The sequence below is a fragment of the Microbacterium sp. H6 genome (assembly GCF_003314775.1).
In the GTDB taxonomy this organism is placed as follows: Bacteria; Actinomycetota; Actinomycetes; order Actinomycetales; family Microbacteriaceae; genus Microbacterium; species Microbacterium oxydans.
Genome location: NZ_QOAY01000167.1, coordinates 19714 through 45755, shown reverse-complemented (window position 1 = coordinate 45755; position 26042 = coordinate 19714). Strand labels below are relative to the sequence as shown.

Genomic DNA, 26042 nt, shown 5'->3' with positions numbered 1-26042 from the left:
CGCGACACGGGGAAGGCCGCAGCGCTGCGGGAGGCGGCGGCCGTGGCCGGCGTGGAGCTCGACGTGCGCGCCCTCGACGTGGTCGACCACGGGGCGGCGGCACGTCTGGTGGCCGAGGTCGAGGCCGAGCTCGGCGGTATCCGCGTGCTGGTGAACAACGCGGGGCAGGGGAGCGTCGCCACCGCGGAGCAGCTGACGATGGCTCAGATCCAGGCGCAGTTGGACGTGAACTACCTGGCACCGGTCAACCTCGCCAAACTCGTGCTGCCCGGCATGCGCGAGCGCGGCACCGGTCGCATCCTCACCGTGACGAGCGTGGGCGGGGCCGTCGGGCAGCCGTTCGCCGATGCGTACTGCGGGGCGAAGTTCGCCGTGGAGGGATTCATGCAATCGCTGGCGGTGGTCGCCGAGCGCTTCGGCGTGGGGGTCAGCGTGATCGAGCCGGCCGCAGTCGCGAGTGCCTTCGTCGAGAACGCCGTGCGTCCGGAAGGCGGTGGACCTTACGGCGCGCTGTTGGATGCGTACATCGCACGGACGACCGGCGCCTTCGCGAACGCGCAGACAGCGGAATCGGCAGGGTCCGCCATCGCCGCCGCAGCGCTGGCGGACGAGTACCGGTTCCGTTGGCAGAGCTCGGAGGGGGCGACGCGATTCGTCGGCGTCTCGCTCGCCGACACCGACGGCGGCGCGGTGCTCGACTTCACCCGCCCATGGATCGCCGCGGGCTGATCACCGCGCCGCCACCTGCTGCGGGATCAGCCCGCGCAGCTCCGCCGCCGTGACGTCGGCGCCGAAGGCGCGTGTGCCCGGCTGCAATGCGGCTCCCGATGCCAGGGTGTCCATCACCACCGGATCGAAGCCGAGCCTGTCGATGAGCGCCGCGACGACGGCGGTGTCCGAGGCGTCGTCCCCGGCGATGGCGATCGCCTTCCGTCCCGGCGCTCCTGCCGGTCGGGCCTCGTCTTCCAGATCGTGGTAGCCCATGTGGTTCAGTGCCTTCACGACGCGTGCGCCCGAGAGGTGCTCCTGCACCAGCTCGCTGGTCGAGGTGCGCGGATCGCTCAGATCGTCGCGGATGCCGTCGGTCTCCCACCAATAGTTCATGGCATCGAGCACGAGCGTGCCGCGCAGCTGCTCGACCGGAAGGGTGCGGTACTTGCCGAGCGGGAGAGCGAGGATCACGGCGTCCGCTCCGGCTGCCGCCTCCTCGGATGTCGTCGCGACCGCACCGGGGGCGAACACGTCGACGGTCAGGGCGATGCGCTCCGGAGCGCCGGAGCCGGCGATGAGCACGCGGTAGCCCGAAGCCAGCGCCAGGCGTGCGATCGTGGTGCCGACCTTGCCGGCGCCGAGGATCCCGATGGTCTCGATCGTGTCGTTCATGACGCTCTCCTTCAGGCGTGGACGGCCTTGCCGTCCTTCGTGATGCGGGCGAGACCGGGGTCGGCGAACGCGCCCTCTCCCGGGTCCTCCGCGAGCAGTTCGCGCACGCGCGGCGCGACCACCTCCCCGAAGAGACGGATGCTGCGCTCCCGCACATCCTTCGGCAGGTGCATGATGTCGTACTTCAGGTCGAACCGCGACAGGTGGTTGCTGCGAACGGCCGCCGCGACCTTGTGCGCGACCGACTCGGGGGAGCCGACGTAGAGGGCGCCGGTGTCGACCTCCTCCCGGTAGCGCTCGAGGGTGGGTGCATAGAAGCCGCGCTCCTTGCTCATCTGCGTCACGACCGGCTCCCAGAACTTCCAGTGCACGTTCTTGGCCTCGTCGTCGGTGTCGGCGATCAGGCCGATCGAGTGCTGCCCGATCGGGAGCTCGGGCCGACCGAACTGCTCCAGTGCGCGCAGGTACAGGCGTGCGTGCCCGGCGAACCGCTCAGGACGACCGCCGATGATCGCCATCATGAGGGGCAGCCCGTGCTCGGCGGCACGGATGACGGAGTCGGGGCTGCCGCCGATGCCGATCCACGCGGGGATGCCGCCCTCCGGCATCCGAGGGTGCAGTCGCACGTTCTCCAGGGGACTGCGGTAGGTGCCGTTCCAGGTGACGCTGTCCTCCCGCATCAGGCGCAGGAACAGGTCGAGCTTCTCCTCGAAGATCTGCTCGTACTCCGCGATGTCGTAGCCGAAGAGGGGGAACGACTCGATCGCCGATGCGCGCCCCAGGATGAGCTGCGCTCGGCCGTTCGAGATGCCGTCCACCGTGGCGAACTCCTGGTACAGCCGCACCGGATCCTGCGTCGACAGCACGGTCACCGACGTGCCGAGCCCGATCGTCGACGTCGCCTGCGCCGCGGCAGCCAGCAGTACGGGGGTCGCGGAATCCACCTGCCCCTCGCGGTAGTGCTCGCCGATGCTGAACACGTCGAGGCCGACGGACTCCGCCAGCTGCGCCTCGTCGATGAGCAGCCGTACCGTCTCGCCGTCGGACATGACCCGGCCTGCGTCCGTCGCCACCTCGCCGAAGGAGTTCAGTCCGAACTCGAGTTCCTTCATGTCCGCCACGACCTTTCTCGCGTCACCGGCCACTCCGGATTGACGTGTCAATAGGCTGCAACCGTAGGATTGACACATCAATTCCCGGGAGGTCGCATGACCGACGAACGTCATCGCCGTACGCCGACACCCGAGCAGCTGCGCGTCTGGCGAGGCTTCGTCGAGACGTCAGCGACGCTGCGGGAACGACTCGCCGCCCGACTGCAGACGTCGTCGGCGCTCTCCACCGGCGATTACCAGGTGCTCCTCGCCCTGAGCGAAGCGCCAGGACACACGGCGCGGTCGTCGGAGCTCGCTGCCCTCATCGACTGGGAGCGCAGCCGCCTCTCGCACCACCTCAGGCGGATGGAGAAGAGGGGCCTCGTGCGACGGGCCCCACGTGCCGACGGGGTGCACGGGGTCGAGGTGCACCTCACCGACGAGGGCGCCGCCGCGTTCCGGTCCGCGAACGTGCCGCACCTCCGCGCCATCCGCGACGTGTTCGTCGACGCGCTGTCCCCGGAGCAGCTCGCGAACCTCGACGACATCACCTCCGCCCTGCGTCGGCACCTCGACCTCGAGAGGGAGGACGGGGACGACGGGCCGGGTCGGCGGTAGCGCCGATCAGAGGTCCCGCCTGGGCGGACGACCTTCCGTCTCCTCCCGATCAGCGTGCGGGGCGCTCGTCCGTGCTCAGCGCCGACATGAGGATGGAGTCGACCCACTCGCCGTCCCAGAACAGCGTGTGGCGTTGCCGCCCTTCGTACCGGAACCCGGCCTTCTCGTAGGAGCGCTGGGCGCGGGGATTGAACGAGAAGACATCGAGACTCACGCGGTGCAGCCGGATGCGGTCGAACGCGTGGTCGAGAACGGCGTGCGTGGCCTCGGTGCCGAAGCCGCGTCCGAGGCGACCGGGGTTCAGGGCGATGCGGAAGTTCATCGCCGCATCGTCCACCTCCAGTTCGTTGAGCACGACCTCGCCGACGTACCCGCCGGTCTCGAGGTCGATGATCGCCCAGTCCGCGCGGTCGTCCCTGCCGCCGATCGATTCGAGATGCCGCACGACCGCCTCGCGGGTGAACGTCTGGCGCGTGCCGGTGAGCCGCATGCTCTCCTCGTCGAACAGCCCCTCCCACACGCCGTCGATGTGCGCGATGCCGAGCGGTTCCAGTCGCAGCCGTGGGGTGGTCAGGGTGGCGACGTCCGTGAGCGCGGAGACGTCGACGGCCGGTGCGTCCACGCCTACGCTCCGTCGAAGACCGGGCTGAGGAAGCGGCGCTCGTATCGACGGATGCACTGCGTCCTGCGCGCGAAGTCGAAGGCCTCGATGCACTCCGGATCGGTCTTGGATGCCGTCCGATACACCTCGTACTCCGCGAGGGAGGGGAAGGTGAACAGGGCGAAGGCCTCGTCGCTGTCGCCCTCGCTCGGCAGGAAGTAGCCGTGGTGGGTGCCGCCGTGCTTCTCGACGAGACGGATCCAGGTGCGGCCGTAGTCGGTGAACTCGTCCAGCTTGTCCGGATCGATCTCGTAGCGCAGATGAACGGTGATCATGCGGATGATCTTCCCAGATCACCCGGACCGCGGGCGAACCGGACACTACGCTCGGTCTCGTGACGAACTCCCGCGACATGGTCCACATCCCCGGCGGTACGTTCCTGATGGGATCCGAGGACTTCTACCCCGATGAGCGCCCGGTGCCCGAGCGCGAGGTCGCCTCGTTCTTCATCGATCGTTACCAGGTGACCAACGCCCAGTACGCCGAGTTCGTCGATGCGACCGGGTACGTCACGGTCGCGGAGCGTCCACTCGATCCCGCGGCCTTCGCCGGTGCGGATCCGGCCGACCTCGTGCCCGGGGCCATGGTGTTCACGCCGACGTCGGGCCCGACGAACCTCGGGGACTGGCGCAACTGGTGGCGCTGGCAGCCGGGAGCGTACTGGCGTCGGCCGTTCGGCCCTGACTCGTCGATCGACGACCGGCTGCAGCATCCGGTCGTGCACGTCGCGTTCGAGGATGCGGTCGCGTACGCCGACTGGGTGGGGATGCGACTGCCCACCGAGGCCGAGCACGAGTACGCGGCCCGCGGCGGTCTCGAGGGTGCACGTTTCGCATGGGGTGACGAGGCCTACCCGGGCGGCGTCGCGCAGGCGAACTCGTGGCTCGGACGCTTCCCCTACGACAACCAGGGGGTGGGCGGCACGGCCCCGGTCGGCTCGTACCCTCCGAACGGCTACGGCCTCTACGACATGATCGCGAACGTCTGGGAGTGGACGACCGACTTCTACACCCCGCGCCACCTCCGCCTTTCGGACACCCCCGTCGATGCCGGCAAGCGCACGAACCTCCTGGCCGCCGCGAGCGCGCAGGAGGGATTCCCCGACATCCCGCGCCGCGTTCTCAAAGGCGGATCGCACCTCTGCTCGCCCGACTACTGCCTGCGCTTCCGGCCGGCGGCGCGCTCGCCGCAGGCCGAGGACACGGGCATGTCGCACATCGGGTTCCGGCTCACCCGCTCCGAGTGAGACCCGCTGGGTTTCCGTGAGGGGAACTGTTTGGCTTCGACCGAGGGTGATCGCCCTCGCCTCACCGGTTGAAGCAAGGAGTCTCCCATGGCTGAGAAGCCCAACATCCTCATCATCTGGGGCGATGACATCGGCATCAGCAACCTGAGCACCTACTCCGATGGTCTGATGGGCTATCGGACCCCCAACATCGACCGGATCGCCGACGAGGGCGTGAAGTTCACCGACTACTACGGCGAGCAGAGCTGCACCGCCGGGCGCGCGGCCTTCATCACGGGGCAGAACCCGTACCGCACCGGACTCACCAAGGTCGGGATGCCGGGGGCGAAGCTGGGACTGCAGCCCGAAGACCCCACGATCGCCGACGCACTCAAGCACCACGGCTACGCGACGGGACAGTTCGGCAAGAACCACCTCGGTGACCGCGACGAGCACCTGCCGACGGCGCACGGCTTCGACGAGTTCTTCGGCAACCTGTATCACCTCAACGCCGAGGAGGAGCCGGAGCACCCGGACTACCCGACCGACGAGGAGTTCCCGGGCTTCAGCGAGCGGTTCCGTCCGCGCGGCGTCATCCATTCCTGGGCGAACGGCGACGGCACCCAGCGCATCGAGGACACCGGCCCCCTGACGAAGAAGCGGATGGAGACGGTCGACGAGGAGTTCCGCGACGCGGCGGCCGACTTCATCCGTACCCAGGCAGAGGACGACACTCCCTTCTTCGTCTGGTTCAACTCCACGCATATGCACTTCCGCACCCACACCAAGGAGGAGAGCAAGGGGCGTGCCGGCCGCTGGCAGTCGAACTACCACGACACGATGCTCGATCACGACGACGTCGTCGGCAGTCTGCTCGACCTTCTCGACGAGCTCGGCCTCGCCGAGAACACCATCGTGATGTACTCCACCGACAACGGACCCCACATGAACAGCTGGCCGGACGCGGGCATGACGCCGTTCCGCAACGAGAAGAACTCCAACTGGGAGGGCGCGTATCGAGTGCCGGCGATGGTCCGCTGGCCCGGACGCATCCCGGCGGGGACGACTCTCAACGGCATCGTGAGCCACAACGACTGGTTCGTGACGCTGCTGGCGGCCGTGGGTGACGGTGACATCGCGGAGAGGCTGGCAGCGGGGACCGAGCTGCACGGCGAGCAGTTCACAGTGCACCTCGATGGTCATGACCAGCTCGACTACATCACCGGCGCCGTCGAGCACAGTCCGCGTCGGCACTTCTTCTACGTCTCCGACGACGGCGATCTCACGGCCCTGCGCTTCGAGAACTGGAAGCTCGTGTTCCTCGAGCAGCGCGCCGCGGGAACGCTGCAGGTCTGGCAGGAACCGTACATCGAGCTGAGATTCCCGAAGTTGTTCAACCTGCGCACCGACCCGTATGAGCGCGCGGACATCACCTCGAACACCTACTGGGACTGGGTGCTCGACCACGTCTTCCTGTTCGTGCCGGCGCAGGCCTACGTGGGCCGGATGCTGCAGTCCCTCGCCGAGTTCCCCGCCCGTCAGAAGTCGGCGTCCTTCACGATCAATCAGGTGATGTCGAAGCTGGAGTCATCGACCGCGGGCGCCTCCTGAGGACTGCTCCCGTCGCGATATGACAGCCAGAAGTCGGACTGGGGCTGTCATATCGCGATGGGAGCAGTGCGCGGTGGGCCGGAGGAGCCCCGCACGATCAGCTCGTGCGTGGTCTCGATCGTGCGCGCCTCATCGCTCGCGGGTCGGAGGATGAGGGACACCGCGTGCTGGCCCATGTCGAACATGGGGATCCGCGCAGTCGTGAGCGCCGGGGCCACATCGGCGGCCACGGCGATGTCGTCGAACCCGACGACGGACATCTCCTCTGGCACGCGGATGCCGTGCTGTCGCAGCTCGCTGAGGATGCCGATGGCCATGGCGTCGTTGAGCCCGACGATGGCCGTGACGTCGCGATCGAGCAGCTCCCTTGCGCCCTCGATGCCGCCTTCGCGGGTGAACGCGCGCGAGATGACGGTGAGCTCCACGCCGGTGCCGTCGGTGCCCTCGCGCAGACCGGCGATGCGGTCGGCGACCGTGTTGAGGTCGAGGGGGCCGGCGACGACGCCGATCCTGCGGTGCCCCAGCCCGGCCAGGTGACGCCCGACGGAGACGCCGGCGCCGTGGTTGTCCGGCAGCACGGCGTCGACGGGGAGGTGGTGTCGACCGATGACCGCGGCGCGTCCGCCGGCGAGGGTGAAGTCGAGGAGCGCTTCGGACATGCCCTGCTCGCGATCGGAGTCGGCGTACCCGGAACCCGCGATGATGATCGAGCCGACGCGCTGACGCAGCAGCGACTTCACCTGGGCGAGCTCGCTGTCGGGTGTGCGGTCGGCCTGCGCGATCTGCACCGAGCGGTTCTCGAGGGTCGCACTGCGGATGACGCCGCTGGCGATGTCGGAGAAGTACGGGTCGCCGATCTCGTGCACCACGAGTCCGATGGTCGGCACGAGCCCGCCGGCCAGGCCCCGTGCGTGCATGTTCGGCTCATAGCCGAGCTGCTTCGCGATCACGCGCACGTGTGCCGCCACCTCGGGGGAGATGCCCGAGCCGCCGGTCATCGCTCGGGAGGCACTCGCCAGGGAGACCCCGGCAGCCTCGGCCACGTCGATGAGTCGTGGCGCGCCCTCACGCTTCACGAAGCCTCCCCCTGAGGAGCAAGATCGACGCTGATTGCGCTGTAGGTTGCTCTTCGTTCTTCCGTCCCACTATAGTGGCGGAAGCGCTTACGAAAGCGCTTTCGCTACGATGACGTAGGAGACTCGGATGACTGCACCCAGACACGGTCGACGGATCGCTGCGGCGATCGGAACGCTCTCGATCGCCGCGCTCACGGTTACGGCCTGTTCCGGAACCGGCGACCAGGGTGGGGGAGGTGGCGCCGACGATCCCATCGTCATCGGCATCTCGCTTCCCCTCACCGGAGACTTCTCGGAGCCGGGGAAGGGCGTCGAGCGCGGGTACGAAGCCTGGCGCGACATCGTCAACGAGAACGGCGGACTGCTCGGGCGGCAGGTCGAGCTGAAGATCCTCGACGACCAGTCCAACGCCGACCGGGTCGTCTCCGACTACGAGTCGCTGATAGCGCAGGACGGCGTCGACCTCGTGTTCGGCCCGTTCTCGACTCGTCTCGTCGTCCCCTCCGCCCGCGTCGCGCAGGAGTACGGCATGTTGTTCGTCGAGCCGGCCGGTGCCGCAGAGGAGGTCTTCGAGCAGGGCTTCGACAACCTCTTCTACGCCGCCCCCGCGATCGCGAACGACCACTACAACAACCTCGCCGAGTACCTGCTGGCCCTTCCCGAGGACCAGCGTCCCGAGACCGCGGCCGTCGCGGCGATGGACGACCCCTTCGCGCAGGGCACCGCCTATGGTCTGCGCGACAAGCTCGAGGATGCGGGCGTCGAGATCCTCGTGAACGAGGTCTATCCGCCCAACACCACCGACTTCTCCACGATCGCCGCGAAGATCGCGCAGTCGAACGCCGACATCGTGATCGGCGGGACGCAGTACCAGGACGCGGTCAACCTGATCATCGCGCTGCAGCAGCTGAACTATCAGCCCGAGCTCGCCGCGTTCTCCACCGCTCCCACCAACCCGGAGTTCGCTTCGGCGATCGGCGGCGCGACCGAGGGGATCCTGGCGCCGACCGGCTACTCGCCGAAGTCGCAGTTCCCGAGCAACGTCGAGTTCGTCGAGAAGTACACCGAGATGCACGGTAACCCGCCATCCGAGGATGAGGCGAACGCCTATACGACCGGTCAGGTCGTCGCGGCGGCGGTGGAGGCCGTGGGCTGCGCCGAGCAGGGCGACTGCCAGCAGAAGCTCATCGACTGGTTGCGCGACAACGAGGTCGAGACGGTCGTCGGTCCCCTCAGCTGGGACGAGACGGGCAAGCCCACCGGCGCCCACCTCATCCAGCAGTGGATCGACGGCGAGATCCTGATCGTCCTCCCCGAGGACGTCAAGGAAGCCGACTTCCTGTACCCGAAGCCGACGTGGTGATCTGCGCGTGAGTGGAGCACTGCTGCTGCAAAGCCTGATCCTCGGCATCCTGCTGGGAGGGCTCTACGCCCTCCTGGCGGCCGGGCTCACGCTGTACTTCGGGATCATGCGCGTCGTCATGATCGCGCACTCGGCCTTCCTCATCCTGGCCGCCTACCTCGCCTGGTGGTTCAACCGGGAGACGGGCATCGATCCGCTGGTGTCGCTCGTGGTCACCGTGCCGCTGTTCTTCGTGACCGGCGTCGTGATGCAGCGTCTGCTGGTGTCGAGGCTCAAGCCCCTGACGCTGACCATGATGTCGGTGCTGCTCACCTTCGCGGTGGCGCTCATCATCGAGGGAGCGCTCGGGTTCTTCTTCTCCGGCACCCAACGCCGCATCCCGCTGCCGTACGCGAGCGCGAGCCTCGAGGTCTTCGGCGCGCAGGTTCCGGTGGTCAAGCTCATCGCCTTCGGTCTCGCGGCCGTGGCCCTCGCCCTCCTGTTCGTGCTGCTCAAGTACACCAAGTTCGGCCAGGCGCTGCGGGCGACGATCCAGCACCCCGAGGCTGCACGGCTGGTCGGCATCAACACCGACCGCGTCGCCGGCTACGGATTCGGGCTCGGACTCGCGACGGCGGCGATCGGGGGCACCGCGCTCTCGCTCGACGCCACGATCTACCCCTCGCTGCACTGGCACTGGATCGGCCCGCTCATGGCGATCATCGTCGTCGGCGGCCTCGGCAGCATCCCCGGTGCCGCCATCGCCGCCCTCGTGCTCGGGGTCGCGCAGAGCCTGCTCCAGCTCCCGCTGGGGCCGACGTGGGCGCAGACGATCTTCTACGTCGCCCTGTTCGCCACGCTCATGTTCCGTCCGCAAGGTTTCTTCGGAGGTCGTCTTGCCCAGCGTTTCTAGCCGAGAGCCGATCGCCACCGAGACGGTCGTGATCGCTCCACCCGCCCCGGTCCGCAGGACCTCCACGAAGTGGGTGAACATCGTCCTCCTGATCGTGGGGGCGGCGCTCGTCCTCTCGTTCCCCACCATCGCCCCGAACCCCTACATCCTGTCGGCGGGCGTGGTGATCCTCAACTACGCCGTGCTGTCGACCGGGTGGAACTTCATGGGCGGCTTCACGGGGTACATCTCCCTCGGCCACGCCGCCTACTTCGGGCTCGGAGCCTATGGCACCGGGCTGCTGATCAAGTACCTCGACCTCCCGGGATTCCTGGCCTGGATCCTGGCCGCGGTCCTCGTGGCGGTCATCGCGATCCCGATCGGTATCGCGGCCCTCCGCGTGCGCGGAGCCTCGTTCGTGATCGTCTCGATCGCCTTCGTGCTGATCATGCTCCTGGTGTTCCAGAGCTGGCGGGATGTGACCGGCGGATCGGAGGGACTGAACGTCCCGCGTCCTTTCGACGTGCTGCGGCCGGAGCACCACCGCATCTTCTACTATCTGTTCGCCGGCCTCCTCGCGGTGGCCCTCGTGGCGTGGTGGATCATCGACCGGTCGAAGTTCGGCACGGCGCTGAAGTCCATCCGCGAAGACGAGGACAAAGCCCAGGCGCTGGGCGTGCCGACGACGAGGTACAAGCTGATCGCCTACGTGCTGTCGGCCCTGTTCGTCTCGCTCGGCGGCGGACTCTACGCCCTCTGGTTCGGCGACCTGGATCCGATCTTCCAGTTCTCGATCCTGATCGGCTCGTACATGGTGCTGATGGCGCTGCTCGGCGGGGTGCGGAACCTCCTCGGTCCCCTGCTCGGAGCGGTCGTCGTCGGCATCGCGCTGGAGTACTTCAAGCTCGAGTTCGGCGACACGCAGTTCCACCTGATCGCGACGGGCATCCTGCTCGGCATCGTCGTGCTCTTCATGCCGGACGGCATCATCCCGGCGGTGAAGGGCCTCTTCACCCGGTCGTCGAGCGCCGCCTCGATCCGTGAGGTGACCGCGGGCGAGCTGCTGGAGCAGAACAGGACGGGAACAGCGGATGCCTCGACGAAGGAGACGTCGTCATGAATGCCCCCACGGCTCAGCACACAGCCGCCCAGCCCACAGCCACGCTCGAGAGCCTCAGCACCGTCGCGATGACGAAGTCGTTCGGCGGCGTCACAGCGGTCGACGGCGCCACGGTCACGTTCCAGGAGGGCAAGGTCAACGGCCTGATCGGGCCGAACGGCTCCGGGAAGACCACCTTCTTCAACTGCGTGACCGGCATGATCAAGCCGGACTCCGGAGAAGTGCGCTATCGAGGACAGGCGATCACGCGCAAGTCACCCGACCGCATCGCACGCGCGGGCATCGGACGCAGCTTCCAGCTGTGCCGGGTGTTCCCCCGCATGACGGTGATGGAGAACCTGCTCGTGGCCGTGCGCAGCACGAGCATCCGTCAGCAGCTGCGCTCGGCCCACGACCCCGATGAGCTGGAGCGGGCGCGCGGTTGGCTGCGGCGCGTCGGCATCGACCACCTCGAGCACGCCGAGGCGCGCAACCTCAGCTACGGCCAGCAGAAGCTGCTCGAACTGGCCGGCGTGCTCATGGGCGAACCCGACACGATCATGCTCGACGAGCCGGCCGGAGGTGTGAACCCCGCCCTCATCGGACGCATCGCCACCCTGGTGCGCGAGCTCAACGACGAGGGCAAGACGTTCATCATCGTCGAGCACAACATGGAGATGGTCATGAGCCTGTGCGATCACGTCGTGGTGTTCGACCGCGGTCGCCAGATCGCCGAGGGAACGCCGGAGATCATCCAGCAAGACCCGCGAGTCCTGGAGGCCTACCTTGGAGTCTGAAACGAAGAACCTGCTCGAGCTGCGTGACATCGAGGCGGGCTACGGACGTGCCGCTCTTGTGCTCAGGGGTCTCACGGTCGAAGTGCCACCGGGATCGGTGGTGTGCCTGGTCGGCCCGAACGGCGCCGGCAAGTCGACCGTGCTCAAGGTGGCCAGCGGCATGCTCAAGCCCCGATCCGGACACATCACCGTCGACGGCCGGGACATCACGGGCGAGGGACCGCAGTCCATGCTGCGTCACGGACTCGCGCACGTCTTGCAGGGGCACAGCGTCTTCCGCGAGATGACGGTCGGCGAGAACGTGATGCTGGGTGCCTTCACCCTGAAGGACCAGAAGGTCATCCAGGAGCGCGTCGAGTTCGTGCAGAACCTCTTCCCCATCGTGGGGGAGCGGTGGAAGCAGCTCGCGGGCCTCCTGTCCGGCGGTCAGCAGAAGCAGGTGGAGTTCGCGCGGTCGCTCATGGTCAGCCCCAAGGTGGTTCTGCTCGATGAGCCGTCGATGGGGCTCGACCCGAAGACGACCGAGAAGGTGTTTGAGCAGATCGTGCGGATGCGCGACGCAGGGACCGCCGTGCTGCTCGTGGAGCAGAATGCGCGGCGGGCCCTCGAGACCGCCGACATCGGGTGCGTCCTCGACCTCGGCCGGGTGCACATCTCGGGCCCCGCGTCCGAGCTGCTCGCCGACCCGACCCTGGCCGCACTGTATCTCGGCGGCAAACCTTCGGTCGCCGACGCGGGCTGATCCTCGGCGGAAGGAGGCAGTCGCTGCCTCCTTCCGCCTTTCTCGTCCATTCGGCGGAAGCGCTTGCGAGAGCGCTTCCGCCCCGAACTGCATTACTGCTTCACGTCTTCCCCGCTGCAGTGCCGCCCCGGGGAAGGGGCACGAACCATCGGCACGACACCGCACGACGACGACGTTGAGAGGTTTCTGATGCACGAACGAATCATGCGACCCGCAAGCTCGAGCACCCGGTCGGCGGCACCACCCCCTCGATCCTTCGGGGTGCGACGAACAGGTGCGCTGGTCGCTGCAGCGGCCGTCGTCGGAGCCCTGCTGACCGCGACGCCCGCGACCGCAGCGGAGCCTTTCACCGAGCTGATCGACTTCGAGACGTACGAGCGCGTGGCGCTGAACGGCCAGGACGGATGGGCGGCGTCGGGCGCCCCTCGCGTGATCGCCGACCCGTTGAACGGCAACAATCAGGTCGTCGAGTCCGTCGGGGGAGGGCAGCAGTCGTACCGCGCCATCCCCGCCATCGCGGAAGGAGACACCGGCACGCTGTTCTTCCGGTTCCTGCGCACCGGCAGCGTCGACACCTCGTTCGGGCTCACCGACGTGGATGCCCCGAACGACTACGCGCACAGCCGGGCCTACGTGAACAACCAGAACGACGACGTGCTGCGCGTGCGCGACGGCGGCGCCTTCAAGCCCGCCGGCGTGTGGTCGAAGGACGCCTGGCAGTGCGTGTGGATCGTCGCCGACAACGCGACCGACAAGGTCACCGTGTACAGCCAGGGTGGCGCGTACGAGGCGCAGACCCGCCTCCCGGAGGGGACAGAGCAGCAGTTCGGCTTCCGGCAGGCCGTGAACGGCGCGCTCGACCGGTTCTTCTGGAAGAACGGCGCCACGAGCACGGGGCGCCTGCTCCTCGACGACGTCGCGGTCGACAACACCGGGGAGAACCTTGCGATCGCGACGGGCAACCCCGGCGACTGCGCGCCCGGCGACACGGCGAGCGAGCCACTGCTCAACCCGCTTCCCGACCCCGCACTCGCCGACCTCGGCATCGAGGTGACCGAGCTCGCGCAGCTGCCGAAGTCGCAGACGACGCCGGCCACGCAGGACCAGCGCCTGGTGCGCCACAACCGCATCACGCACCTCGATGAGGTGCCGGACGACTCCGGTCGGCTGATGGTCCCCGACAACAACGACATCCTCTACCTGGTCGACAAGGAATCGGGCGAGTACGTGCCGTACCTCAACGTCCGCAACGAGTTCATCGACAACTTCCACAACAGCGCGGGGCTCGGAACGGGTCTCGGATCCGCCGAGTTCCACCCCGACTTCGCCGACAACGGGCTGTTCTACACCGTTCACACCGAGGGCGGCACGGCGCTGACCGAAGACACTCCCGACTTCCCGGCCTTCGGCACCACGGCATTCCACAGCGTGATCACCGAATGGAAGGCGAGCGATCCCTCCGCTGAGACCTTCTCGGGAACGCACCGCGAGGTCATGCGGATCCCCTTCGCCGGACGCGTGCACACCGTGCAGCAGATCGCGTTCAACCCGACCGTTTCCGCGGGCGACGCCGACTACGGCAACCTGTACATCCTCGTCGGCGACGGCGGCAACGGTGTAGGCAACGGCAACCCGCAGGACCTGGCGACGCCGCAGGGGAAGATCCTGCGCGTGAATCCGACAGGCGACGACAGCGAGAACGGCGAGTACGGCGTGCCGGGGGACAACCCGTTCGTCGACGAGTCCGGTGCTCTTCCCGAGATCTACGCCGTCGGCATGCGCGACCCGCACCGCATCAGCTGGGACACCGAGGGCGATCACACCATGTACCTCGCGCACATCGGCGAATGGCAGGTCGAGTCGATCTATGCCGTCGAACCGGGAGACAACTTCGGCTGGTCGGTGCGCGAAGGCTCCTTCCTGGCGGAGAACCGACAGATCTTCCCGCTGCCGGAGGACGATGCCGAGAACGGCTACACCTACCCGGTGGCCGCCTACGACCACAACCGCGACCCCGGTCAGACCGGCGATGCGGGAGTGGCCGTGAACGGCGGGTTCGTCTACCGCGGCGAGATCCCCGAGCTGCAGGGGCGCTACCTCTTCACCGATCTGGTGCGCGGCTGGGTGCTGTCCACCGATGCGGAGGAGATGGTGCGAGGTGACGGCGACATCGCCGACCTCGCCACGATCGAGGAGCTGCGGGTCTTCGCCGACGGCGTCGAGACCACGTTCCAGGAGCTGGTGGGCGACAAGCGTGTCGACCTGCGGTTCGGCTCCGATGCCGACGGCGAGCTCTACCTGGTGTCCAAGGCGAACGGCAAGATCTGGAAGGTGACGGGTGCGCGTTCGGTCGATGAGCCGGCCAACCCGTTCGTCCTCCCGGCGCTCGCGCCGAACCTCGTCACGCATCACGACTTCGATCACCCGGATGCCGCGAAGCCGACGGTCGAGCTCGACCAGGGACGCTCCGGCACCCCCATCTCGCTGATCAACGGCGGGGTGGAGATGCGGGTCGCGGATCGCGCCTACCCGGGTGCGGGCGAGGCGCTGCAGACGCAGCAGATGAGTCCGCGCACCGCCTCGAACGACGACTGGAAGGCGGGCATCTACGACGCGAAGGGTGTGGAGTCGCTCGACCGATTCGCCGATACCGACAAGGCGTCCGTCATGGGCTGGTTCAAACCGACCGGTGACCACCCGGCCCTGAACTCGGGGACCGCGAATCCCGACGACGTGTACAACGCCATCGGCCTCGCGGGCGTGCTCACCGGCACCTCCGACGGACATGCCGTGCGGGCGCTGCTCGAGGTCATCACCGTCGACGGCGAACTCAAGCTCGTGGCACTCGGGCGCCGCGTCGACGGTGCCGGCTCCTGGACGTTCGCGGCTGACCTGCCCTGGAACGAGATCCTCAAGAAGGGGCAGTGGGTGCATCTCGCCGCGACCTTCGACTTCGCCGCGGGTGAGATGAAGCTGTTCATGAACGGCGAGGAACTCGCGGGGAAGTACACCGCGGCGAATCCGTGGGGAGAGGGGTCCACGTCAGACACCGCGCCGGCCGGCATCAAGATCGGCGGGAGCTTCCCGCAGAACACGAAGGAGGCCAACCCGTTCAACGGACGGATGGATGACATCATGCTGCTCGACACGGTGCCGACGCCGGAACAGGTCGCCGCGCAGTACGCGCTGTACGCGGTGCCGCCCGTCGTGCCGCCGGCCCCGCCCGCGTGCACTCCGGACGGGGAGACCCTCACCGATGTGATGGCGAAGGACGACTGGGCGCCGCGGACTCCGGCCAAGTGGAGTTTCCCCGGTGACGAGGTCGTGCTCACCGAGGCGGGAACCAACCCGAACGACGGGATCCGCCGACCGTTCGAGTACGCCGTGCTCACGCAGGGTGAAGAGCTCGGCTCGTTCGACCTCACCGGGCAGGTGCGGCTGGACGAGAAGGCATCGGTCAACAACCGCGACGTCATCATCGTCTTCGGGTGGAAGTCGGACACGGAGTACTACTACGCGCACCTCTCGCAGGACAACTCGATCTACCCGCACAACGGCATCTTCAAGGTGGACAAGGCCGACCGGGAGCGGATCGACGACCAGTGGGACGGCGCTGTCGGTGCACCGCCGGCGGTCACCGACGAGGAGTGGCACGACGTGCGCGTGCTCCGTTGTGCCGACAGCGGCGACATCGCCGTCTACGTCGACGGGCTCGACACCCCGCTGATGACCGCGAACGACAAGACCTTCCCCGAGGGGCGGGTGGGCTTCGGCTCGTTCGACAACTTCGGGCGTCTTCGCGACCTCTCGGTCACGGCCGCTGCCGAGGACACCACCGCACCCATCGCGACCGTCAAGAGCGGGCCCGACTTCACGGTCGGACGTGACGGCGTCTACAGCAAGGTGTCGTTCAAGCTCCAGGATGCCGGCAAGATCGATCGGCTGACGCTCAACGGCGTCGAGAAGGATCTGACGAACGATGTCTGGTCCGACCTGAACGGCGTCGTGCCAGGGGCGTTCGGCGCAGTGGAAGGCTCGAACACGCTCGTTGTGCACGACGTGGCCGGCAACACGACCACCGTGAACTTCACGCTCGATGTCACCGCCCCCACGGTCACGGTCAAGGACGGCGGACAGTTCACCGTCGGGGCCGACGGCGCCCACAGTCTGGTGTCGTACAAGCTCCACGACGCAGGCAAGGTGGATCGACTGACCCTCAACGGGGTGGCGAAGGATCTGACGGACAACGTCTGGTCCGACCTCAACTTCGCGAAGCCCGGAGCCTTCGGAGCCGTCGCCGGGGCGAACACCCTGGTCGTGTACGACGTCGCGGGAAACGCCGCGACCGTCCCGTTCACGCTCACGGCCGCAGCCGGATAGCGGGCGTCCGGACAGCAGCAGTCCGGACAGCGGCAGTGGAGACTCGAGCCGGCACCGCCGGCTCGAGTCTCCACGCGCTCCGTCCTCGATAGCATGGCCGTTCCCCCCTTTCGCACGGCACACGAGGATGGTTCTGCGTGGCATCTCGGCTTTCGGAGACCGCGGAATCGTCGAGCAGACCGCTGTCCGCGTCGCGCTACATCCTCCGCTCCCGGCTCCTGCGCGGAGTCTTCATCAGCCTGGTCATCTCCGGTATCGGGATCTCCGTCACCGTCCCGCAGATCACGCTGTTCCTCGTGGGGGAGCTGCATCTGTCCACGGCTCAGGCCGGCCTCTACTTCCTGACCAACCTCACCGCGCCGATCGCCGGATACCTCGTGGGCTCACTGTCCGACCGCGCCGGCTCGCGACTGCTGGTCTTCCGGCTCTCCGCCATCGCGGGGTTCCTCGGATGGGTCCTGATGGCGGTCGCCATGCAGGCGTGGATGCCGTTCGCCATCAACATGCTGCTGCTGAGCACAGCCGGAGCGGGGGCGGCGCAGTTGCAGGCCGCGGTGCGGGACGAGCTCAACCGCAGGCCGACGCCCGCCGACAACGAGGTCGTCGCCGTGATGCGGATGGCCATGGCGTTCGGGTGGATCGTCGGGCCGGTCATCGGCGCCGTCCTTGGCGCTGTCATCGGTCTGCGTCCCCTGCTGCTCGTGACCGGCCTCTGCGTGCTGCTCTCGCTCGTGCCGCTCATCGGTGTGAAGTCCGACTCGGCCGCGGCACGGCGGGCGCTGTCCACGCCGATCCGTGAGCCAGGCCAGGCCGTCTCCTCGCCCACCGAGCCGCCCGTTCCGCACCCGCGCTCCATGTTGCCGCTCCTGGTCTTCACCGCGATCTACGTGCTCATCATGTGCGGTGAGACCGTGAAGCTCGCCTACCTGCCGCTGTACATGGACGGCGAGCTGCGCGTCGACGCCGGCGTGCGCGGGGCGATCATCGGCTTCCAGCCCCTCGTCGAGCTCCTCCTCATGCCGTTCGCCGCACGACTCGCGACGCGCTTCGGCCTCGCCCGCGTGCTCACGGCCGGTGCGCTGATGGCGGTCGCCGCGCACATCTCCTATGCTGCGGCGGGCCAGATCACGCCGCACATCGTCCCGCTCCTCGTGGGGCAGGTGCTGATGGCAGGCGTGATCGCGACCTTCGGAGTGCTGGGCATCACCGTGGCCCAACGCTTGGTCCCCACCCGCGTCGGCATGGCCACGAGCGTCTTCATGAGCTCCTATGCGATCAACGCCGCCGTCGGAGGCTTCGTGGGAAGCATCGGCTCGCTGTGGCTCGGCCTTCCCCAGTTGTTCTGGATCCCCGCCGCGATCTCCGCCGTCGGGGGCGTCGCGCTGCTCATCCTGAACTCCCGCGTCCCGCTCGATCCACCCGCACGCGACCACTGACCTGTCGCGGCGGCGCTATCTGACGTTCGGACGCACGCAGGTGTCCTGGGCCGCGCTCTGCCCGTCGACGTTCGACGGCAGGGTGTTCGCATCGGGGTGTGTCGTATCGTGCGGTGTCGTATCGGGCGGTGTCGTATCGGGCTTTGTCGTCTCCGGTGGCGTCGTCTCCGCGTCCTCGGAGTCGGCGGACGGCGGGGTGGCCGGCGGGGAGAGCTCGCTGCCACGGCCGGTGTGGTCGGAGCTGATGCTCACCGTCTCACCGGAGATCACCCGCTCCATCAGCGCGGCGGCCGACTGCTCGTCGGGGACGACGCGGTCACCCGCGGGAAGGTGCGGGTACGACACGAACGCGATGTTCTCGAGCGGCAGGTCGCTGAACACCTTCGCCATCGAGGCGAGCGTGCCGAGGTCGGCGAGCGGGGTCGACAGCGTCATATTCCTGGTCGCCGCGTCTGCGATGCCGTACAGCTTCACCGGGTCGGTCAGGGTCGACTGGTCACGGAGCGTCCGCACGAGCGAGGAGAGGAACACCTGCTGGGTCGAGATGCGAGCCAGATCGCTCCCGTCCCCGATGCCGTAGCGCGAACGCAGAAGCGCCAGGGCCTGCTCGCCGCTGAGGTCGTAGGTCCCGGCCTCGGGGATCTCCAGTCCGGAGTGGCGATCGTGGACGGGGCCGGCGAAGCAGATCGGCACGCCGCCGACGGCGTTCGAGGCATCGATCACGCCCGTGAAGCTGATCTCCGCCGCGTAGGCGAGATCGATACCGGTGAGGGCCGTGACCGTCGAGGCGACGCAGCCCAGCCCGCCGCGGGAGAGCGACTCGTTGAACTGCACCCGGTGCCCCGCAGCCCACGTCTTCCCGGTGTCAGGATCGCTGCAGGAGGGCATGTCGACGAGCAGATCGCGGGGGAAGGAGATCACGGTCGCCGCGTCGTGAGCGTCGTTCACGTGCAGCAGCAGGGTGACGTCGTTCCGGCTGCCTTCGACGTCTCCGCCCTCTCCGTACTGGGCTCCCTGCCCCGCGCGGCCGTCCGAGCCGACGAGCAGCACATCGAATGCGCCGTCGAAATCCGCCACGACGGGAGGCTCATCCGTACGGGCGGGGTGCAGTTCGACCGTGGTGACGTTCTGGGACAGCCGGAGCGCCGCGACGGCCACCGTGCCCCCGCCGATGACCAGGACCGCGACGGCGGCCAGGGTGAGGAAGCGCCGGAGGCGCCTCCGGCGCCGTCGGCTCAGAGCTGGAAGCGGGGGAAGACTCATGGGGAAGACCTCTCGGCATCGGCGAGCAGCCAGTGTCGAGCACGAATGTCACACGAGTGTCACAGCCGAGGAACGGTCACCCGGAAGGTCGCGCCCGGGGATCCGGACAGCAGCGCGAGATCACCGCCGAGGAGGCGGGCGTTGTCACGAGCGATCGCGAGTCCGAGTCCGGTCCCGGCGCCGTCTGAGCGCGACCGATCCGTCGTGACGAACCGGTCGAACACCCGCTCGCTGTCGGCGCCGGCGATGCCGGGCCCGTGGTCGCCGACGTCGATGTGCAGCACGTCACCGTCCTCCCGCACGCGGATGACGACCGGCGGGCGCCCGTGGCGGGAGGCGTTCGTGAGCAGATTGGCCACCACGGTGTGCAGTCGTGCCGCATCGGTACGCAGTCGCAGGCTCGGCGCGACCGACAGCTCGTCGACGTCGACTCCCGTCGTGTCGACCACATCGGCGAGCAGGTCGTGCAGCACCACGGTCGTGCGGTGCACGCGTGCGACTCCGGCGTCGAGGCGGGAGAGCTCGAGCAGGTGCTCGATCAGGGTGTGCAGTCGGCGCGTCCCCGTGCGCACGACCGCTGTGGCGACCGCTCGCTCCTCGGCCGTCGTCTGCTCGTCGTCGTCGAGCATCTCGTCGACCGCCATCATCGAGGTGAGGGGGGTGCGCAGCTCGTGGGCGACGTCGCTCACGAGCTGCCTCGACTCCGCCTCGCGCTGTCGAAGCCGCCTGATGGTGTCGCCCAGGCGTTCTGAAGAGAGGCGGAGTGCGTCGGCCACACGGTCGACGTCGTCGAACGACGGCTTCCACGCCGGAGGGCCCTCGCCGGAGCCCACAGCCCGCGCCGTGTCGACGAGGCGGCGGAGCGGACGCGTCAGCGCACCGCCCAGCAGGCGCTCGAGCAGGACGACGAGGACCACGACGCCCGCGCTGAGGAGCACCCCGGAGACGACCAGCTCCCGCACCTGCTCCTGCTGCGGCTGCATCGAGTACGCGGTGACCACGGCGAGGCGGCCGCTCGGGTCCTGGGGGAGGTCGTCGCGGACGACGGAGACGAAGAACACCTCTCGGTCGTCGAGCGTGGTCATCAGCGAGGTCACCTCGCCGGAGCGGCGGCTGTCGTCGATGCGCAGGGCGCCCGGCACCTGATCCGGTCGGAGTTCGCCCGCGCTGCGGCCACTGCCGAGGTCGATGATGACCGTCTCGCCGGGGAGGATCTCGGCATAGTAGCTCCACGTGTCTTCGGGAGACACCGTGGAGATGGACGTGAACAGGGCATCCGCCGTCGTCGAGAACTCATCGAGCAGACCCTGCTGCCTGGACTCGTAGACGATCCTGCCCGCGGTGAAGACGACGACGCCGGTGACGAGGACGGAGACGGCGACCGTGCTGCCGATGAGGGCGAGGGCGATGGCGGTGCGGAGCGTGAGCCGGCGACGGGCCGTCATCGCAGCCGGTATCCGATCCCGCGCACGGTCTCCAGCTGCGGAGTCGCGACGTTCGCAGCGGTCAGCTTCGCACGCAGCCGCTGGATGGCGGTGTCGACGACGCGGGAGGTGTCGGGCGGTGACTGCGCCCAGACGGCGTCGATCAGGCGCGAACGGCTGAGGGTGTGCCCGTCGTTCAGCGCCAGCTCATGCAGCAGGCGGAACTCGGTCGCGCTCAGCGGCAGGGCCTCGCCCCCCGCCAGGGCTTCCGCCGAGTCCTCGTGCAGCTCGAGGGATCCGACCCGCAGCGGCTCCGCGGTGAGCCGGGAGCTGCGACGCAGAACCGTCCGAAGACGTGCCTCGAGCACGGCCACGCTGACCGGCTTGGCGATGTAATCGTCCGCTCCCGCGTCGAGACCGACGACGACGTCGGCATCCTCGTCACGGGCGGTCAGCATCACGGTGGGGAAGCCCCAGCGCGCCCGGATCTCCCGACACAGCGAGAACCCGTCGCCGTCGGGGAGCATGACGTCGATGATCGCGACGTCGGGGGTCGTGCGTTCCGCGAGCAGGCGTGCGGAGGCGACGTCCTCGGCGGTCTCGACGGTGTGACCGCGACGTCGCAGCGCGGTGGTGAAACCGAGACGGATCTCCGCGTCGTCGTCCACGAGCATGATCTTCATCCCACCCCACCTCCCGGACACCGCGCGCTTGCGATGATAGACGGCGGCGCCCGTGCATAGGCTCCGAGCAGAGGCGCCGAGGCGGGTCGCAGGGGCTCGTCAGGTCGAGCGGCTACCCTCGTGCCATGCGCCGAATCGTGGTCCTTCCTCTCGTCCTCGCTGCCGGACTCGGTGCCGGGGCGCTCGCCGGCTGCTCGCAGGTCACGCAGATGGCGGGCGACGCCGTCGGGATCGACGTGCAGGCGACCTGCACCACGATCGACGATGCCTACGGGCAGTACCAGGCGCTGCTCGATCAGGGCGCGGTCTCGGCCGAGCAGGCCGACGCCGCACGCGACGACCTCGTCGCCTCGCTCGAGGGGATCGCGGCGAACGTCGACGGACAGCTGGGCGATCTGATCCGCTCCGGCGTCACGCAGATCGGCGGCATGACAGACCTGCAGGCTCCGGAGACGGTCGAAGCGATCGAACAGCTCAAGGACTCGGCCTCGGCGTTCTGCGGCTGAGCTCCGCCGTGTGAGACGATGCCGGAGATGAGCACTGCGGCTGATGAAGAGCTTCGCGCCCTCCGGGCCCGCGCCTATGGTCCGACGGCGGACATCGAGGACGATCCCGCCGCACTCCGACGGCTCCAGCAGCTGGAGGCACGGAGACAGCCGAGGCCCAGGGCCGAGGACGTCGTCCCGCCCGCACCGGCGATGGAGACCATCGACTCGGAGCCGACGCGCGCTGCGGAACCGGTGAGCCGCGCCAGACGGTCGAGGCGACAGCCCGAGGACGCGGAAGGCGATGCGCTCGGCGTCTTCGACACCTCGGCCGACGACGCCGATGCGGCCCCGCCGACGGCGGAACCCGCCGAGCGTCTGGCGGCGTGGTTCTCGGTGCGCACGACGAGGATCCTGTGGGTGGTCGCGATCGTCGCGGCGGCAGCGATGTCGGCTGCCGTCACGTTCGCCCTGGTGAAGGTCACCCCCGTCGCCTCCTCCGCCGGCGCTCCGCAGATCGCCACGCTCGACGCGACCTCCGACGTGGTGATCCCGGCCGGATGGATGGGGGTGGGTCCGAGCTCCGCGGTGTTCGACTTCTACGGGTTGGTCATCGTGGAGAGCTCAGGCGGTTACTACAACGGTTCGGTCGGCTCGGACTGCCTCACGGTGGCCAGAGCGGATCAGGTGCCGGACAAGGACGACTTCGACTCGTCCAACGGCTGGACCTACGACGGGCCCATGTACACGGGGTGCGCCGTCGGCGCGTTCCCCGCGACCGTCGAGGTGCCGTTCGACACCAACATGCCCAAGGAGCTGACCGAGCGCTTCCCCGACGGGACGGCGCTGCAGTTCGTGTACGAGGCCGATCGCGTCGGGGTTTTCCTCGACAGCGAGTGACCGGCCCCCGCTAACCCACCCCGCGAACTCACACCGCGGGCTCAGGAGACGGTCGTCGCAGCGCGCTGCTGCTCGGCGTACTGCGTGCCCCACCGCGTCAACTCGACGAGCAGGGGCGTCGCGCTCGTGCCCAGCTCGCTGAGGCGGTACTCGACCTTCGGCGGCACCTGCCGGTAGACGGTGCGGGTGATGAGGCCGTCTTCCTCCAGCTCGCGCAGCTGTCGGGTGAGCACGCGGGCTGTCGGGTTCTCCAACAGGCGGCCGAGTTCCCCGAACCGCAGCACCTCGTGCTCGCCCAGCAGCGTGAGGATGCTCGGTTTCCAGGCGCCGCCGAGCACAGCGATGGACACTTCCGCATCGCATGACTCCGACCACTCGCGCACGATCCGCTCGGTCTTCTCCCGCATCGCACGCTCCTCTGTCGTCCTTCTCGGTATCCGAAGTGTCAGTACATGACAGAAATGACAGTACTTGCAGCTTCTGTCTGTACTTTACAGACTGAGCACGTGACTTCCACCCCCACTCAGTCCCCGTCGCGTTCGACCCTCCGTCTCTGGTTCGCGATGGTGCCCCTGCTCCTCGGAATACTCATCGGCGCCCTCGCCATCAGCAGCGTCTCCACGGCGCTCCCGGCCATCCGCGGCGAGCTGGCACTCAGCGACACCGAGGGGCTCTGGCTGGCCGACGTTTATGCACTCTCCCTCGCCGCCACCCTCATCCTCGCTGCGCGGATCGGCGACGCCTTCGGGCGCAAACGGATCGTGCTGATCGGTCTCGGCGGATTCGCCGTGCTCAACGCGGTGGGCGGATTCGCGCAGAGCGGTCTGCTGCTCATCGTGATCCGGGCGCTCCTCGGTGTGGCCGAGGCGTTCGTCGTCGCCGGGGTGGTCGCCACGATCGGGGCCAAGTATCACGCCAGGGAGCGGGTGCTCGCCTATGGGCTGTGGACCGCGACCTTCGGAGTCGGCAGCGCGCTCGGTCCCGTTCTCGGCGGACTCCTGGCGGAGGGTCCAGGGTGGCGCTGGCTGCTGCTGGGGAGCGTCCCGCTGGCGGCGCTCGCCGGAGTGCTGGCCGTGTGGCTGGTGCCCGACTCCCGCAGCTCGCGGACGCCGTCGTGGGATCTCCCGAGCATCGTCACGTCGATCGTGGCCCTCGGCGCACTCGCCTTCGCACTGCATGAGGCGCTCGCCGCCCCCGTGCCGGCGGTGATCGCCGCGGTGGTCGCTGTCGGCAGCCTCGTGTACTTCATCCTGCGCCAGCGCCGACTGCCCGAACCGCTCATCGACATGCGCCTGTTCGCGATCCCCGGCTTCAGTCCCGCGATCACCCGCATCCTCGTCGCCAGCGGGGTGTCCTCGGCGTCCGTCCTGCTCGTCAGCCTGCATCTGCAGGACACGAGGGGCTGGCCCGCGGCGGAGGCCGGCCTCGCGATCCTGCCGCAGGCCGCCGCGATCGCCATCGGCGGGGTGATCGCCCCGATCGCGCTCCGCTGGCTGCGGACCGAGACCCTGACCGTGGGTGCGCTCCTGCTGCAGGCGGTCGGGATGCTGTGGCTGTTCACCGACCCCGAGGTCGTGGCTGCTCCGCTGGTGCTCGTCGGTCTGGGGTTCGGCATCGGTGCGACGCTCGCCGCGACGGCGCTGTTCGACGTCACCGTCGAAGACGACGCCGGACAGGTCGGAGCGATCCAGGAGGTCGGCTTCGCCCTCGGTGGAGGTCTCGGCATCGCGGTGCTCGGAACGATCGCCGTCGTCGCGACGGGCGGTTTCGGCACGGCTGCGCTCGCCGCCGCGATCGTCGTGGTGGCGTCCGCCGTCGTGCCGCTCCTGCGTCGCAGGGTTCCTCGCCCCTCGAACAGCTGAGGGGGCGGGTCAGCCTCGATCCTGCTCCACCAGGGTCGAGCGCGCGAGTCGCCGTGCGACGACGAACGGCTCGCTGAACGTCTCCATGCCGACCGTGACGATCGCGCCCTCGTAGAGCAGCATCATCGCCTTCGACATCAGCTCGGGTTCGGTGACCCCGGCCTCGCGGCACAGCTCGAGGAAGAGGTCGAGCAGCCACGCCTTCTGGCGCGACACCTCGGGGAAGACCGGGTGACCGTCGTGGCCGTCGCCGATCTCCGCCCTCGCGTTGATGGCGCTGCACCCTTTCGGGCTGTACTCGTCGGACCAGGTGATCGCGGCGTCGAACACGGCGAGCACCCGCTCGACCCCGGGTCCGGAGACGGATTCCAGGTGTCGTGCGACGTGGGCGCGCCACAGGGCGTCGCGGTGCTGCAGGTAGGAGACGACCAGGGCCTCCTTCGACCCGAACCGGTCGTAGAGCGTCTTCTTCGTGACCCCGGCCGCCTCTGCGATCGTGTCGACACCGACGGCGTGGATGCCGCGCTCGTAGAAGAGGCGAGACGCCGCGTCGAGCACGCGTGTGGCGCCCGGCGTGAGCGGGGCGAGTTCGGGTACCGGGACGGCCATGCCTCCACTATAGCCGTTGAGTAAACAGACCTGTATAGTCGCACAGATGAGTAAACAGATCGGTCTACTTCACGGCATGGCGACGGTTCTGGCGGCCGCGGCGTTCGTGGTGACCTGGAGCTCCGGATTCCTCGTGCCCGCGATCGCCGTCGACGCCGTCTCTCCCCTGACACTGCTCGTCTGGCGATTCGTGCCGCTGGCCGTGGTCCTGCTCGTGGCCGTCGCCGCCACAGGGGCAGCGCGAGGCGTGAGCCGGGCGGATCTCGGGCGGCAGGCGCTCATCGGCCTGTTCGCGCAGTTCGGGTACTGCGTGTCGGTCTACGCGGCGATCGCCGCGGGGGTCGCGACCGGAACGACCGCGCTGATCGATGCGGTGCAGCCGCTCATCGTCGCGGTCCTCGTCGGGCCGCTGCTCGGGTTGCGTGTGCGCGGTGCGCAGTGGCTCGGACTCGTGGTCGGAGCC

At 68.5% G+C, this 26042-nt stretch carries 25 protein-coding genes; 15 read left to right on the top strand and 10 right to left on the bottom strand.

All coding sequences use genetic code 11. The annotated features are described in order from the left end of the window. Positions 1-729, top strand: a 729-nt coding sequence (locus DSP71_RS10730) for an SDR family NAD(P)-dependent oxidoreductase (RefSeq protein ID WP_113681079.1), incomplete at its 5' end; no start/stop codon positions are given. Here the strand turns inward: DSP71_RS10730 and DSP71_RS10725 are convergent. Next, a complete protein-coding gene (locus DSP71_RS10725) occupies positions 730-1383 on the bottom strand; it encodes an NADPH-dependent F420 reductase (RefSeq protein WP_113681078.1) in 654 nt (217 codons plus the stop codon). A gap of 11 nt (positions 1384-1394) precedes the next feature. After that, positions 1395-2495: an LLM class flavin-dependent oxidoreductase gene (locus DSP71_RS10720; protein ID WP_082682510.1), complete on the bottom strand. Its 1101-nt coding sequence runs from the start codon at positions 2493-2495 to the stop codon at positions 1395-1397. Positions 2496-2591: 96 nt separating this feature from the next. On the opposite strand from DSP71_RS10720, the gene DSP71_RS10715 reads away from it, so the two are divergent. Further along, positions 2592-3092 (top strand): MarR family winged helix-turn-helix transcriptional regulator, encoded by a 501-nt coding sequence (locus tag DSP71_RS10715; protein WP_113681077.1) that lies wholly within the window; start codon positions 2592-2594, stop codon positions 3090-3092. Positions 3093-3141: 49 nt separating this feature from the next. Here the strand turns inward: DSP71_RS10715 and DSP71_RS10710 are convergent, their stop codons facing one another. Together DSP71_RS10710 and DSP71_RS10705 are read right to left on the bottom strand one after the other, a co-directional pair. After that, positions 3142-3714 carry a GNAT family N-acetyltransferase gene (locus DSP71_RS10710; protein ID WP_113681076.1) on the bottom strand — a complete coding sequence of 191 codons (573 nt, stop codon included), beginning with the start codon at positions 3712-3714 and terminating at the stop codon, positions 3142-3144. Between the two features lie 2 nt (positions 3715-3716). Further along, positions 3717-4028 (bottom strand): NIPSNAP family protein, encoded by a 312-nt coding sequence (locus DSP71_RS10705; protein ID WP_046747632.1) that lies wholly within the window; start codon positions 4026-4028, stop codon positions 3717-3719. Positions 4029-4105: 77 nt separating this feature from the next. Here DSP71_RS10705 and DSP71_RS10700 point away from each other — a divergent pair, with 77 nt between their 5' ends. Together DSP71_RS10700 and DSP71_RS10695 are read left to right on the top strand one after the other, a co-directional pair. After that, positions 4106-4999: a formylglycine-generating enzyme family protein gene (locus tag DSP71_RS10700; RefSeq protein WP_113681075.1), complete on the top strand. Its 894-nt coding sequence runs from the start codon at positions 4106-4108 to the stop codon at positions 4997-4999. Between the two features lie 87 nt (positions 5000-5086). Beyond that, positions 5087-6589, top strand: a complete 1503-nt coding sequence (locus DSP71_RS10695; RefSeq protein WP_113681074.1) for an arylsulfatase — start codon at positions 5087-5089, stop codon at positions 6587-6589. 47 nt (positions 6590-6636) lie between these two features. Here the strand turns inward: DSP71_RS10695 and DSP71_RS10690 are convergent, their stop codons facing one another. Further along, complete coding sequence (locus DSP71_RS10690; protein ID WP_113681073.1) at positions 6637-7665, bottom strand: LacI family DNA-binding transcriptional regulator; 1029 nt, start codon at positions 7663-7665, stop codon at positions 6637-6639. A 127-nt stretch (positions 7666-7792) separates the two neighbouring features. Between DSP71_RS10690 and DSP71_RS10685 the strand changes: the two genes are divergently transcribed. The 7 genes from DSP71_RS10685 (at position 7793) to DSP71_RS10655 (ending at position 18353) form a co-directional block, all read left to right on the top strand. Further along, positions 7793-9028: an amino acid ABC transporter substrate-binding protein gene (locus DSP71_RS10685; protein WP_058630709.1), complete on the top strand. Its 1236-nt coding sequence runs from the start codon at positions 7793-7795 to the stop codon at positions 9026-9028. A 7-nt stretch (positions 9029-9035) separates the two neighbouring features. After that, on the top strand, positions 9036-9920 hold the full coding sequence (locus DSP71_RS10680) for a branched-chain amino acid ABC transporter permease (protein ID WP_046747637.1): 885 nt from the start codon (positions 9036-9038) through the stop codon (positions 9918-9920). Further along, a complete protein-coding gene (locus tag DSP71_RS10675) occupies positions 9904-11019 on the top strand; it encodes a branched-chain amino acid ABC transporter permease (RefSeq protein WP_257021918.1) in 1116 nt (371 codons plus the stop codon). The genes DSP71_RS10680 and DSP71_RS10675 overlap by 17 nt, the downstream gene beginning before the upstream one ends. Next, positions 11016-11795 (top strand): ABC transporter ATP-binding protein, encoded by a 780-nt coding sequence (locus DSP71_RS10670; RefSeq protein ID WP_046747638.1) that lies wholly within the window; start codon positions 11016-11018, stop codon positions 11793-11795. The genes DSP71_RS10675 and DSP71_RS10670 overlap by 4 nt, the downstream gene beginning before the upstream one ends. Continuing rightward, entirely contained in the window at positions 11785-12537 is a 753-nt protein-coding gene (locus DSP71_RS10665) for an ABC transporter ATP-binding protein (protein ID WP_046747639.1), read from the top strand. The genes DSP71_RS10670 and DSP71_RS10665 overlap by 11 nt, the downstream gene beginning before the upstream one ends. A gap of 261 nt (positions 12538-12798) precedes the next feature. Beyond that, positions 12799-16917: a PQQ-dependent sugar dehydrogenase gene (locus DSP71_RS10660; RefSeq protein ID WP_258546374.1), complete on the top strand. Its 4119-nt coding sequence runs from the start codon at positions 12799-12801 to the stop codon at positions 16915-16917. A gap of 137 nt (positions 16918-17054) precedes the next feature. Further along, the gene (locus tag DSP71_RS10655; RefSeq protein ID WP_113681071.1) at positions 17055-18353 is read left to right on the top strand and encodes an MFS transporter; all 1299 of its coding nucleotides are present in this window, start codon (positions 17055-17057) and stop codon (positions 18351-18353) included. A 15-nt stretch (positions 18354-18368) separates the two neighbouring features. Here the strand turns inward: DSP71_RS10655 and DSP71_RS10650 are convergent, their stop codons facing one another. The 3 genes from DSP71_RS10650 to DSP71_RS10640 are packed head-to-tail and all read right to left on the bottom strand — an operon-like array spanning position 18369 to position 21723. After that, on the bottom strand, positions 18369-19616 hold the full coding sequence (locus DSP71_RS10650; RefSeq protein WP_113681070.1) for an LCP family protein: 1248 nt from the start codon (positions 19614-19616) through the stop codon (positions 18369-18371). Positions 19617-19675: 59 nt separating this feature from the next. Continuing rightward, complete coding sequence (locus DSP71_RS10645; protein ID WP_113681069.1) at positions 19676-21061, bottom strand: HAMP domain-containing sensor histidine kinase; 1386 nt, start codon at positions 21059-21061, stop codon at positions 19676-19678. Continuing rightward, on the bottom strand, positions 21058-21723 hold the full coding sequence (locus DSP71_RS10640; protein WP_061016657.1) for a response regulator transcription factor: 666 nt from the start codon (positions 21721-21723) through the stop codon (positions 21058-21060). Before DSP71_RS10640 ends, DSP71_RS10645 begins: the two co-directional genes overlap by 4 nt. A gap of 125 nt (positions 21724-21848) precedes the next feature. On the opposite strand from DSP71_RS10640, the gene DSP71_RS10635 reads away from it, so the two are divergent. Beyond that, entirely contained in the window at positions 21849-22229 is a 381-nt protein-coding gene (locus tag DSP71_RS10635) for a hypothetical protein (protein ID WP_113681068.1), read from the top strand. A gap of 27 nt (positions 22230-22256) precedes the next feature. Further along, the gene (locus tag DSP71_RS10630; RefSeq protein WP_113681067.1) at positions 22257-23108 is read left to right on the top strand and encodes a hypothetical protein; all 852 of its coding nucleotides are present in this window, start codon (positions 22257-22259) and stop codon (positions 23106-23108) included. A 41-nt stretch (positions 23109-23149) separates the two neighbouring features. On the opposite strand, the gene DSP71_RS10625 is transcribed toward DSP71_RS10630, so the two are convergent. Then, positions 23150-23515: a helix-turn-helix domain-containing protein gene (locus DSP71_RS10625; RefSeq protein WP_046747643.1), complete on the bottom strand. Its 366-nt coding sequence runs from the start codon at positions 23513-23515 to the stop codon at positions 23150-23152. A 99-nt stretch (positions 23516-23614) separates the two neighbouring features. On the opposite strand from DSP71_RS10625, the gene DSP71_RS10620 reads away from it, so the two are divergent. Continuing rightward, a complete protein-coding gene (locus DSP71_RS10620) occupies positions 23615-24970 on the top strand; it encodes an MFS transporter (RefSeq protein ID WP_181800721.1) in 1356 nt (451 codons plus the stop codon). 9 nt (positions 24971-24979) lie between these two features. Here the strand turns inward: DSP71_RS10620 and DSP71_RS10615 are convergent, their stop codons facing one another. Continuing rightward, positions 24980-25579 (bottom strand): TetR/AcrR family transcriptional regulator, encoded by a 600-nt coding sequence (locus DSP71_RS10615; protein ID WP_113681065.1) that lies wholly within the window; start codon positions 25577-25579, stop codon positions 24980-24982. A 46-nt stretch (positions 25580-25625) separates the two neighbouring features. Between DSP71_RS10615 and DSP71_RS23575 the strand changes: the two genes are divergently transcribed. Continuing rightward, positions 25626-26042 (top strand): DMT family transporter (locus tag DSP71_RS23575; protein ID WP_258546373.1); only part of this gene is annotated, 417 nt, incomplete at its 3' end.